The 12151-nt window shown below is 35.7% G+C and carries 12 protein-coding genes; 6 read left to right on the top strand and 6 right to left on the bottom strand.

Annotated features, from left to right (window positions below; genetic code table 11):
- Positions 1 to 2: 2 nt before the first annotated feature.
- On the bottom strand, positions 3 to 1391 hold the full coding sequence (locus NHE85_RS16080; protein ID WP_252813160.1) for a TolC family protein: 1389 nt from the start codon (positions 1389 to 1391) through the stop codon (positions 3 to 5).
- A 163-nt stretch (positions 1392 to 1554) separates the two neighbouring features.
- On the opposite strand from NHE85_RS16080, the gene NHE85_RS16075 reads away from it, so the two are divergent.
- From NHE85_RS16075 to NHE85_RS16065, 3 genes are read left to right on the top strand one after another with little or no spacing between them, the layout of a single operon-like run.
- On the top strand, positions 1555 to 2595 hold the full coding sequence (locus NHE85_RS16075; RefSeq protein ID WP_252813159.1) for a sensor histidine kinase: 1041 nt from the start codon (positions 1555 to 1557) through the stop codon (positions 2593 to 2595).
- Complete coding sequence (locus NHE85_RS16070) at positions 2579 to 3295, top strand: LytTR family DNA-binding domain-containing protein (RefSeq protein WP_252813158.1); 717 nt, start codon at positions 2579 to 2581, stop codon at positions 3293 to 3295. Before NHE85_RS16075 ends, NHE85_RS16070 begins: the two co-directional genes overlap by 17 nt.
- Before the next feature lie 26 nt (positions 3296 to 3321).
- The gene (locus tag NHE85_RS16065) at positions 3322 to 4368 is read left to right on the top strand and encodes an NAD(P)-dependent alcohol dehydrogenase (protein ID WP_252813157.1); all 1047 of its coding nucleotides are present in this window, start codon (positions 3322 to 3324) and stop codon (positions 4366 to 4368) included.
- A gap of 82 nt (positions 4369 to 4450) precedes the next feature.
- On the opposite strand, the gene NHE85_RS16060 is transcribed toward NHE85_RS16065, so the two are convergent.
- The 5 genes from NHE85_RS16060 to NHE85_RS16040 all read right to left on the bottom strand — a co-directional run bounded on the left by NHE85_RS16060 (position 4451) and on the right by NHE85_RS16040 (position 7839).
- The gene (locus NHE85_RS16060) at positions 4451 to 4870 is read right to left on the bottom strand and encodes a DUF3995 domain-containing protein (protein WP_252813156.1); all 420 of its coding nucleotides are present in this window, start codon (positions 4868 to 4870) and stop codon (positions 4451 to 4453) included.
- Between the two features lie 75 nt (positions 4871 to 4945).
- Positions 4946 to 5224, bottom strand: coding sequence for a GNAT family N-acetyltransferase (locus NHE85_RS16055; RefSeq protein WP_252813155.1), 279 nt, complete (start codon positions 5222 to 5224; stop codon positions 4946 to 4948).
- Positions 5225 to 5232: 8 nt separating this feature from the next.
- Positions 5233 to 6129 carry a pirin family protein gene (locus tag NHE85_RS16050; protein ID WP_252813154.1) on the bottom strand — a complete coding sequence of 299 codons (897 nt, stop codon included), beginning with the start codon at positions 6127 to 6129 and terminating at the stop codon, positions 5233 to 5235.
- A gap of 128 nt (positions 6130 to 6257) precedes the next feature.
- A complete protein-coding gene (locus tag NHE85_RS16045; RefSeq protein ID WP_252813153.1) occupies positions 6258 to 6887 on the bottom strand; it encodes an alpha/beta hydrolase in 630 nt (209 codons plus the stop codon).
- A 13-nt stretch (positions 6888 to 6900) separates the two neighbouring features.
- On the bottom strand, positions 6901 to 7839 hold the full coding sequence (locus NHE85_RS16040) for a ring-cleaving dioxygenase (protein WP_252813152.1): 939 nt from the start codon (positions 7837 to 7839) through the stop codon (positions 6901 to 6903).
- Positions 7840 to 8081: 242 nt separating this feature from the next.
- On the opposite strand from NHE85_RS16040, the gene NHE85_RS16035 reads away from it, so the two are divergent.
- From NHE85_RS16035 to NHE85_RS16025, 3 genes are all read left to right on the top strand, one after another.
- Positions 8082 to 8660 carry a Crp/Fnr family transcriptional regulator gene (locus NHE85_RS16035; protein WP_252813151.1) on the top strand — a complete coding sequence of 193 codons (579 nt, stop codon included), beginning with the start codon at positions 8082 to 8084 and terminating at the stop codon, positions 8658 to 8660.
- A gap of 205 nt (positions 8661 to 8865) precedes the next feature.
- A complete protein-coding gene (locus NHE85_RS16030; protein WP_252813150.1) occupies positions 8866 to 9606 on the top strand; it encodes an SDR family oxidoreductase in 741 nt (246 codons plus the stop codon).
- Between the two features lie 167 nt (positions 9607 to 9773).
- Complete coding sequence (locus tag NHE85_RS16025) at positions 9774 to 12089, top strand: hypothetical protein (RefSeq protein ID WP_252813149.1); 2316 nt, start codon at positions 9774 to 9776, stop codon at positions 12087 to 12089.
- Positions 12090 to 12151 lie beyond the last annotated feature (62 nt).

Genomic DNA, 12151 nt, shown 5'->3' with positions numbered 1-12151 from the left:
TATTAAAATTCGTTGATAAAAAGATTAAAATCGCCTGTAGCTGCTGCTTTCATTAATAAAGCCTGCCATACGTTGGTATATATAATATCGCGATCTGTTTCTGCACGGTTTAATGTATAAAGTGCCTGTGTAACATCTACAAGATTGGTAAGGCCGTTATTATATAATGTTGTGCGCTGCAGGTATGCCTGCTGTGCAGCACGAACCTGTCTTGGAGCTTCTTTATAGTTTTGCATAGCAAAATCCATACGCGCATTTGCGGCATCTTCCTGTGCTTTGAGCTGTAGGTCTATGGCTTTATATTCTTCTTCTAATCCCTGCGATATGAACTTTTGTGCACTTACTTTTTTAGATGAGCGTGCTATAGAGGTTAAATTCCATGTCATACCTATACCCAGCAGATAGTTTTGTCGTGTAGGATCTATTCCGTCAACATAATTTTTGGAGAATGAAGTCTGATCTGTAGCATAATTGCTGTTAAATCCAGAACCCCTTGCCTGATACACTCCAAAGAAGCTAAAAGTAGGATAGTATTCTTTTTTGTAAAGGCTTAATTGGTTATTACTTAAAGCTATACGGCTTTTGTAAAACTGGCGAACAGGATTGTTCAGGCTATCCGATTGCATTTCCCCTGTTAAAACAGCTTTGGGTACTGTAGCAACAAACGTGGTGTCAACTTTATAATCTGCTGGTTCTACACCCAAAAGTTCTACCAGTTTATTGTTTTGTAGTTTTACCTGTTCTCTTATTTGGTTAAGAGCTATTTTGGCACGTGATACTTCGGCAGAGGCAAGCGTAGAATCTACACCCGGAAGCAAGCCGTTTTTAACTCTTATTGCAGCATTATTAAGTACAACCTGTGCGCGGTCTAAATTTTTTATTTGCGATTTTTCCAAACGCTGGCTCGCTAAAAGATTAAGATAAGCACCTGCTATTTTTATCTTTTGCTGAAACTGCTCCTGTTCAAAATCTTTCTGTTGTTTTTCGGCATCAGCTTTCGCAATGTTAATACGCTGTTTCATTCTCCCGAAGGTGAAGAAATCCCAGTTCATATTAACCAGATATAAGGCTCCGAATGCTGCATTCCAGTTTTGTTCTGCCAAAGGAAGCCCTGACGAAGCAACCCCTAATCCTCCAAAACCGTAAAGAGGCCCGTTTTGTCCGTTTACAGTACCATAATCCTGCTGTGCAGATAAATTGAGGTTAGGTAAATAGTCGCGCTTAGATTGTTTTACTGTTTCCTGTGCAGCTTTGGCATAACTGCCTTTGGCTTTTACCATGCCATAGTTAGCCACACCTTTATCTATTGCTTCCCTGAGGGAAAGATGTGTTTGACCAAAACCTGTAACTGAACCGAAGAGCAGTAACAGTGTTAATTTTTTTAAGTGCATTGAAATAAGTGAATTTATAGAGTAAGATAATTTTGTTAAATTATTGGCAAAGGTAAAACGCACTTTTGGCACAAACTGATAATAAATGATGAATTGAATTCGTCATACAAATTGTTACAGTTATAGATATATATGCTTACTTTGCAATAAGAAATGTAAATTGATGAAGAAGATTTTCAGTAATATAATTGAGAACAAATGGTCGCAGGAGTTTTTTATACTTGCATTCTCTTTTATACTTTTTACGCTTAACGACTGGATACTTATAAAGTCATGGCGTGGCATTTGGTCGGGCTGTGCCTATTTTCTTATGCTGTATCTGCATGCGCAGCTAAACAGGTATTTTTTGTTACCGTTTTTACTAAAAAAACATAAGGCATTATTATACATACTGTTAACAGGTGTTTTAATATTTGTTTTCTCGATAATTATGTATCAGGTAACAACATTATGGATATATAAAAACTGTTTTCTCTATAAATCGTCCGAGCAAAAAAGCTATATTTTTCAGGCAGCTACACTTGTAGCTACGCTTATTTGTATATTGTCTGTACACATGATACTTAAGTTTTATCGTGACCGTAAAGATCTGGATCAGGAAAAGCTTTTGTATAACCAGGCTCAACTTAACTCATTAAGAGAACAATTAAACCCTCATTTTTTGTTTAATACCTTTAATACTCTTTATGGTATAAGCCTTCAATATCCTCAACGTACTCCCGAACTTATTATGCATGTATCTCAGCTTATGCGCTATCAGTTGGAGAGTAATGAAAGGCAATGTGTAGCCCTTGAGGATGAAATAAGCTTTATAAGCAGCTATATTGAGCTTGAAAAAGAAAGAGTAGGGTATCGCTGTAACATAAGTTTTAATAGTGAGGTTGATGATCCTAATAGTTACAAAATACCTCCAATGCTGCTTATAAGTTTTATCGAAAATGCCTTTAAGCATGGTACCTGTACTATAGAAAAATGTTTTGTTGATGTAGATGTTACTGTTACCAATGGTAAGTTGGAACTTGTTGTAAGAAACTCAATTCCTGAAAAGAAGAATGAAGTTGTTTCTACAAAAATAGGCATTAAAAACACTAAAGAAAGATTAAGACTTTTATACGGAAGTAATTATACTCTTGATATAGAACAAACCGATATTTATACCGTAAATTTACAATTGCAGTTAAAAAGGTATGAGCCAGTTCGTTAAAAAATGTATTATTATAGACGATGAACCTGCGGCACATTATGTGCTGGCTAACTATATAAAACAAAATCCGTCTCTGGAACTTGTTTTTCAGGGATATAACGGTCTTGAAGCTATGGAATATCTTGAAAGCAACGATGTTGACCTTATGTTTTTGGATATTGATATGCCTGAAATATCAGGGATAGAGATGCTTCAAAAACTTGCTAATCCGCCACGAACAATACTTACTACTGCTTATAGCGAATTTGCTCTTGAAAGTTATGAATATGGAGTATTAGACTATTTGCTAAAACCTATTTATTATCCTCGTTTTGTAAAAGCTTTAGATCGTTTTTTTGAAATTGAAGCAACCAGGCAGGGAGAGGATCATCAGGAAGAAACCGGCAGCATACATGTTAAGGTAGATAGTGATACTATTGAAATAGAAGTAAGCAGTATTTTGTACGCCCAAAGTTATGGCAACTACGTAAAAATTTTTACTCCAAAAAGGAATTATTTAGCTACCGTAACAACCAATGATCTTGAAAAAATGCTGCCCTCATCTCAGTTTATGAGAGCGCATAAATCATATATTATAGCTTTGAATAAAGTTGACGAAGTAATGAAAGACCACGTTGTTATAAAACGTAACCCTATACCAATTGGTATTACGTACAGACGTGAACTTGCAGAAAAACTGAAACACTTGATTAAAAATTAAAATAATAACCAAAAACCTCTAAAAACATGATTCAGGTAAAAGCTTTTGCGGCCTATGATGCGGAAACACCATTAAGGCCTTTTGAATTTGAACGTAAAGAAGTTGGTGCAAACCAAGTACAAATAGAGATATTATACAGTGGTGTTTGCCACTCTGATATTCATACCGCTAAAGGAGACTGGGGACCTGCAATATATCCTCTTGTTCCGGGGCACGAAATTGTTGGTAAAATTATTAAAACGGGCGAAAATGTTACCAAGTTTGAAGTTGGTGAGTTAGCTGGTGTAGGATGTTTTGTAGATTCGTGCCGTAAATGCCAGAGCTGTATTGAAGGTGAAGAACAGTTTTGTGATGAAGGTATGACCGGTACTTATAACAGTTATGAAAGAGGCACAACTACTCCTACATACGGAGGCTATTCTACTACCATAACTGTAGATCAGGATTATGTACTTCATGTATCTGATAAACTTGACTTAAAAGGAGTTGCCCCTTTATTATGTGCAGGTATTACAACCTACTCACCATTACGCTATCTTAAAGTAGGTAAAGGACACAAAGTTGCTGTATTAGGCCTTGGCGGTCTTGGTCACATGGCGGTTAAATTTGCTGCTTCTTTTGGGGCAGAAGTTACTATGCTTAGTACATCACCATCTAAAGAAGCTGATGCAAAGGCATTGGGAGCACACCATTTTGCACTTACTACAGATCCTGCAACTATGGATTCTTTGGCCAATAGTTTCGATTTTATTCTGAATACAGTATCTGCTAAGCATGATTACAATACTTACCTTAATCTTTTAAAGAAAAACGGTACTATGATTATTGTTGGAGCGCCTCCTGCAGGCGAACCTTTACAGGCATTTACCCTTATATTTAAAAGGAGAAGTATAATGGGCAGCCTTATAGGCGGGATTAAAGAAACTCAGGAAATGCTTGATTATTGTGCTGAACATAATATTACAGCTGATGTTGAAGTAATAGATATGGATTATATTAATGAAGCATACGACCGAATGAATAAAAGCGATGTTAAATATAGGTTTGTAATTGACATGGCTTCCATGAAATAAGGATTATCGGGAAGAGCATTCAAAGGTTATCTTTCTTCCCTTAACCTTGAAAGAGCAATTGGTACCGATTGCTCTTTTCAATTTATATAAAAGCTATAATAATATTACAAACACCAACAAAAAGGCATAGGGGTGAGTAATATCGGGTATCATTTGCTGAAAAACAGGTGCCTTTTATTCTTTTAAAGAAACCTGCATATTTAAAATCTCCTATTGCTCTTACTATGAATAAAAAGCCAATCAGTATAGTGCCATATGTAATGATGCTGTGATTTATAAAAGATTCATATATGCCAAGGTTTCCTATAGTTATAAAAGCACATATGCCTAAAAATGCTGCTATAGCAAAAGTACCAATAACACCGGGCTGAAAAACTTCTTTACCATTAGTGTCGGTTGGTAATACACCGCGCATATCTTCATTATTAATCATTGCCCAGTAAACATGCACAAACGATAACATAATAAAAACAGACGCATTTATGAGTACTAAAAAAATCATTAGGTATGGTTTATACTTTTAAAGGTAATTAAACTTCCTGATGAATGTTTTAATATTATGCTAAATTACAATACTTTATGCCGAAAGCACATCATGTAACTCTTCATAACGATCGAACATTTTTTTAGCGAAAGGGCATAACGGAATAATCTTCTTATTGTTTTCCCGCGCATAGTTTACTGCTGCATCAAGCAATTTTTTACCAATACCTTTAAAGTCAGGATTGCCTTCTGTATGGTCTATTATGAATTTATCATTACCCGCCCATACATATGTCATTAATCCGGCTTTCACTTCGCCTTCTTTAGCACTAAAGTAGCCTTTATCCCCGTCGTCAGAATGTTTTATTTCCATTATTTTTCTTATTTTTTAATATTAAAATTAGGGTTTTGTGAAGGCAGAGGTACAAACCCGGTTTCTCCCGGAATTTTAGGGAAAGTTTGTTCCGTCCAGCGTTTTTTTGCATCTTCTATTAACTCGGGAGTAGAAGCAACAAAATTCCAGTAGATATGTCTTGGTTCTTCAAACGGAGTACCTCCAAAAATATATACGGTTGTATTTTCATTCATGGTAAATTCACATAATGATGCATCTTTTGCAACAAGCAATTGCTTGGTTGAAAAAGTATTGCCATCACTTTCAATACTGCCTTCAAGAATATAAAGTCCGCTTTCTCCATATAGATCTTTACCAATCTGGAGTTTTTCTTTTCCTGTACTTTTTAGTTCTATAAAATACAATGGGCTATATACAGGTACATCAGATTTTTTACCGAAAGCCTCTCCTGCAATAAGTTTAGCAGATACATTTCCTATTTTCCATGTTGGCATACTGTTTTCTTCAATATGTGCGAAAGAAGGCTCCATTTGTTCAAGATGTTTAGGCAGCGCCACCCATATTTGAAGTCCGTGCAACGATTTATCAGACTTTCGCAGATATTCCGGCGTGCGTTCAGAATGTACTATTCCTTTACCCGAAGTCATCCAGTTTACCTGACCCGGTTTAATTTCAACTTCTGTACCCAGGCTATCGCGGTGCATTATACTTCCTTCAAAAAGATAGGTAAGTGTTGAAAGTCCAATATGCGGATGCGGACCTACATCTAAATTTTCATGATCATTAAGCAGGGCAGGCCCCATGTGATCTATAAAAGCAAAAGGACCTACGGTTCTTTTTTCTTTAAAAGGCAGTAATCTGCCAACTAAAAAATTACCAATATCGCTTGGGCGTTCTTCAATTATAAGTCCAATGTTTGACATGATATGTATATTTTATGGTAAGTTAAAGTTAGTTATTTTTTACGTGTAAAAAAGGTGCAGTTATATTAACCACACCTTTTAGCATAAATTAAAATTGCCTGTATTCCATTTTTAAGCAAAGGATTTAATTATTTAAAATTTTCAGCCAGCCATTCTTTTGAAAGATTAACATCTTCTAAAGTAAGGTTATGTCCTGTTGGTAAATCATGAAAATCTACTTTAAAACCTCTGTCCTTTAAAAGTTGTACATATTTTGGTGTAGCAAAAGGTTCTATTGTAGGATCTGCTTTGCCAGAACTAAAAAATACAGGTTTGCACATTTGAGTTGACGGTGAATCATCAATTTTAGTAAAAGGCTGCATTGGCCGGTATAGTACTGCCCCGGCTAAAAAATCGGGATATTTAACCAATGCTGCTCCTGCTATATTTGCCCCGTTTGAGTAGCCTAGTGCAATAACCTTACTGCTATCAAAACCTTCCGTAACAGCTACAGATTTTATAAACTCAATAAGTTCATCGGTTCTGAAATCAAGATCCTTTTCGTCAAAAACACCCATACCAAGCCTTTTAAAAAAGCGGGGCATTCCGTTTTCGCTTACATTGCCTCGTACGCTTAGTATATTTAGATCATCTCCAAATTTAGAAGCTAAAGGCAAAAGATCATTTTCGTTTCCGCCTGTACCATGAAGCAGCAGGAGGGTATAAGCACCGGGTTTGCCCGATGCTTTGTAAATATATTTTAATGGTTGAAAATCCATAGTATTAAATTATTTAATTTATTGGTACTAAATGTGCTTCAATATCGCTTCGGCGTGATTCATATTGAGCAGGCAGTTTAAGACCTTTACCTAAGTCTTCAAGAGCTTCATCAACTGTAAAGCCGGGATTATCGGTTGCTATTTCAAATAAAACCCCACCCGGTTCCCTGAAATACAATGAATGGAAATATTGCCTGTCTATTTGCGGAGTTATGTTTAAACCTGCTGCAGCAACTTTTTCACGGAAGTGCATTAATATTTCATCATTTTTAACCCGGAAAGCTACATGGTGTACTGTTCCGTTGGCTACATGCCCGTGTTTTTCAGATGCTATTTCCACAAGATCTACTATAGCTGCGTTTTCTACAGTATCTGTAGCATAACGATACCTGTTACTTTCCTGAGAGATAAGTTTATATCCAAATATATCGGTTAACACAGAAGCAGTACCTTTAATACTGTTAAGTGTTAGTGTTACATTATGAAAACCTCTTGTAGCATGCTCTGCTTTAATCTCATCAGTTTCCCACGGTTTACGTGTATCAGGTGTATTTTTTTCAATAAGCTCCAATTTTAGTCCGTCCGGATCAAGAAAGGTTAAATATCTTTCGCCAAATTTCTCTGCTGGTTTATTGTATATAACATTGTATTTTTCAAAACGTTCAATCCAGAACTCAAGACTTCCTTTAGGTACAGAGTATCCAATTTCTGTTGCCATTCCGGCACCTCTTCTGCCTTGTGGTATGCCTTCTCCCCAAGGGAAAAAAGTAAGTATTGTACCTGCACTTCCTATTTCGTCTCCAAAGTAAAAGTGATAAGTACCGGGGTCGTCAAAGTTCACCGTTTTTTTAATAAAACGTATGCCTAAAATATTTGCATAAAAATTAAAGTTGCGTTTAGCATCTCCTGCAATTGCAGTAATATGGTGAATGCCTAAAATTGTATTTTCCATGATTGTAATGTTTTAATTTGATAATGTAAAATTACTTCTGATTGCTATTCTGTGCATTGAACTGGGACAAGAAAAAACACATGAACTTTACCAGGCAATAGCTATTCCTAAATTATTAATTATCTTATTTTCATTTATTTAGATGTGTTTCGGGCAACAAGAAACCACGATATTTAGTTAATTTGTATTTTGAAAGCATATTTATATTTTAAATACCTTTACGTATAAATTACAGATAATATATGTTTGATAATTTCATTACCTATTTAACGGATAAAATTGAACTTACCCCTGAACAAATTATAATGGTAGAACAGGTATGCCGGCTTAAAAAGCTGCGACGTAAACAATACCTTCTGCAGGAAGGCGATATCTGGCGTTATAATGCGTTTGTATCTAAAGGTTTGGTTAGAACTTTTAGGGTAGATGAAAAAGGGCAGGAGCATATTTTTCAGTTCTCCCCCGAAAATTGGTGGGCAGGTGACAGACAAAGTTATGTATATGAAGAACCTGCAAAATTTAATATTGAGGCATTGGAAGATAGTGAGATTATATTAATACCAAAAGGAGATTTTGAAACACTGCTTGAAGCTATACCAGCCTATAATACTTTTCAGCGTATGTTGCTTGAACGCAGCTTTGTTGTTTTACAAAACCGTATTCATATGGGCAATAGTTATACTGCAGAAGAGAAATATAATGAGTTCATTAAAATGTATCCGGATATTATAAATCGTATACCACAGCACATGATAGCGGCTTATCTTGGGCTTTCGCCCGAAACCCTCAGTCGTGTACGCAATCATTCGGCTAAAAAATAATATTTAATAACTATATATAGTGTGTTGTAACTCCTGAGATCATCAGGAGTTTTTTTTGTCATTTTTTGTTGATATAGGTCAATAGTTTTTTCTGCTTAAGATCAATGTTCTGAGGTGAGCTTCTGTTGCAACTTTGTAACAGAAAAACCAATGAACAGGTTCTTCTTTAAAAACAGATTTATAAATAATTTTAATACTTATTATTATGTCAACATTAGTAAATAAAATAGCTTTAGTAACAGGCGGCAGCCGTGGAATAGGAGCCGGAATTGTAAGGAAATTAGCTGAGGAAGGCGCAGACGTAGCTTTTACTTACGTATCAGGAAAAGAGAATTCAGAAGCTCTTGTAAAAGAAATTGAATCGTTAGGGCGTAAAGCTTTTGCCATTCAGGCCGATAGTGCCAATGCGCAATCTGTTGAAGCAGCGGTAGAAGCTACAGCAGCAAAATTTGGTAAAATAGATATATTGGTAAACAATGCCGGTATAGGTATTATGGGACCTATTGATACTTTCACGCTGGAAGATTTCGACAAAACATTTGATATTAATGTAAGAGCGGTATTTGTAGCTATTAAAGCCGCAGTAAAACACATGGTAAGTGGTGGCCGTATTATTACTATAGGTAGCACCAATGCTACCCGTGTGCCATTTGAAGGGGGAGGCATTTATGCAGCAAGTAAAGCCGCTATTCAGGGACTTACTACAGGATTATCCAGAGATCTTGGTCCGCAGGGAATTACCATAAATAACGTACAGCCCGGCCCTGTAAATACCGACCTGAATCCAGAAAACGGACCTTTTGCCGATTTCTTAAGAACACAGTTACCTGTAGGGCGCTATGCTCAGGTAGAGGAGATAGCAGGTTTTGTTGCCTATCTTGCCGGACCAGATGCCGGTTATATAACCGGTGCAAGCCTTAATATTGATGGTGGTTTTAAAGGATAATTAAACCTTTGTTTTATTATAAAAAGACAGCTGAAAGCTGTCTTTTTTTTGGTATTTTTCCTTAAAAATATTTATGGTTTTCCCGTAATTGGTTAATAAGCAGAATTTTTATCTTTGAAATTAACAAATTTTTAAAACATCTATCCAGCTTAACTTACTACTGCTTCATGAAATATCTTTCCGTTTTTTTAAAATCGTTATGGTTAAACATTGCCGGAATCTTATCTGTAATTGCCATATATTATCTTCTAATAGTTGTAGATCAGGGTATTGATGTGGTTATTCAGTCCGGAGAAAATCTCTTTCCAGGCTTATGTACAATTACTGTGTGTATACTTTGGGCTGTTATATTATGGTACAGCGGCAGGATGCTAAGCTACATAAAACAGCAAAAAAAATATGATAAAAATCCTGTTGACATGAATACTGTGGATGCCAACAGGAAGGCTCTGATAGTGTTTACAACAAGAATGCAGAAACATCTGCCAAGAATTATCGCTTTTAACTGTTTTGTATGCCTTCAGGCTGCAATTATAAGTTTACCCACAGCAACTCCTACCCTTGACGGATGGTGGCTTATGTTGTTTATTGCGGTTCATAATATTTTTTATTTCTTTCTTAATGCGTCTTATAAAAAAGGAGCAGCTTCATGGAAACGTATAGTGTCAATTGCTTTTTCATTTATTTACATTGTATGTATTACTTATTATATAATCCGTTGCACTGGTGGCAATGTTGCAGAAGGGGTTGACAGGCACATTTTCTGGCTGGCTATTTACATGCTGATATTATTTATGCTGGAATGTTTTGCAGTTTATTTCTTCATAAAAAGAAGAGCACGAATTGACCGTGAGAGAAAAGAAGATGAGAGTTACCCTGATAATAGTATTACCAAAATAATGAAGTTTTTAAAAATAAGGGAAGACTTTATTAATGCCGAACAATGGGGGTTTAAATTTTTTACGGGGTTTGCTATGCTGGCTATTGCAATGTACCTTTCGGGTATCTTTTCTATTGTGATATCCTGTTTTATGGGATCGCTGGCCTTTGCATTACTTGCTATGGGTATAATTATAGGGGTAGCCAATATTATTACGATGATAAATATAAGAACAAGGATAAATTTTTTCCTTTTTATTTATATATGGGCATTTTGGGTTGGTAAAGTTATAGATCCTTATCATGTCCGCACTATTAATGCCGATAAAAGCTTTACCTACACTAAAAGGCCTTCGACTGATAAATATCTTAATGACTGGTTTTTAAGAAGAATGCAGATAATAAGAAAGGACAGCACTTATATTAAGAATCCTGATAAAAAATTTGATATATACATTGTTATGTCAGATGGCGGAGCTTCAAGGGCAGGGCAGTGGTCTAGCAGTGTATTATGCGATCTTCAGGATAAAAGTTTCGCAAAAGATTCTTTAAATTCATTTAAAGAACATATTTTGTGCCTTGCAGGGGCTTCAGGCGGCACAATTGGCAATACTGCTTTTTATTCCCTTTTAAAAGCAGATAAAGAATATGGCATACACAATTACAGAAAATATAGCGATAGTTTCTTTCAAAAAGATTTCCTGACATTTACCCTGGCAAGGCTGCTTGGGCCGGATATATTGCAATACATTATACCTTTGTGTCTGGATAATCGTGCAGATGCATTGGAGAGAAGCTTTTCAGAAAGTCCTGCCAAAGGTAATATTTCGCCTAAATATGATACTCTTATACCACATTATTACTCCAAGCCGCTATCGCAGGTATATGATTTTTCGGGAGAATTGCCTTTGCTTTTTATAAATACCACACAGGTAGATAATAGTTATCCCGGCATTATAAGCCCTATTATACCAATAAAAGATACACTAAAATGGTACAGGACAGACGTTCTGGAACTGGTAGACAGTCTTAAGAAAAAGAGGCCGGCTACAGATATACGCTTCAGTACGGCAGCAGTATTAAGTTCCCGATTTCCTTATGTTTCTCCGGCAGGTAAGGTATTTGACAGGTATTTTGTGGATGGAGGTTATTATGATAATTCAGGAGCAGGATCAACTTTAGAATTCCTTAAGCAATTAAGAGCTTATCTGGATTTGAAAAAGGGCAACCCTGCTTATGACAGATTTACATTCCATATTCTGCATTTAACCAATTCGGATGTCAAGAAAAAACCGTCTGCAAGAATTCACCCTTTAACCAATGATCTTGCTACACCGTTACTAACAGTGCTGAATACATCTGATACAGGTACAGGCTTTGGAAATGAAATTCTAAAAGAATATTTCAGGAAAAATTTTAATAAAGAAATCATCAGCTCATATATAAACTTTAGTCTTTATAAAAAAACAGTAAGAAAAGATGAAAAAAGAGATACAGCTTTTCCTATGAGCTGGGTTATTTCTGAATATCATTTAAAACGTATGCGCAATACATTGCAGCGTGAACATGAAATTAATGATAAAAAGTTCGATTTTCTTAAATAATAATTGAATGAAAAATAATGTTATTTTTTTAATAAAACCTTAAGACTTTTGTAAAGTAAAAA

This window comes from Flavobacterium sp. NRK1, assembly GCF_024054175.1.
Taxonomy (GTDB): domain Bacteria; phylum Bacteroidota; class Bacteroidia; order Flavobacteriales; family Flavobacteriaceae; genus Flavobacterium.
The sequence above is the reverse complement of the archived record's forward strand: the minus strand, read 5'-3'. Positions and strand labels throughout refer to the sequence as shown.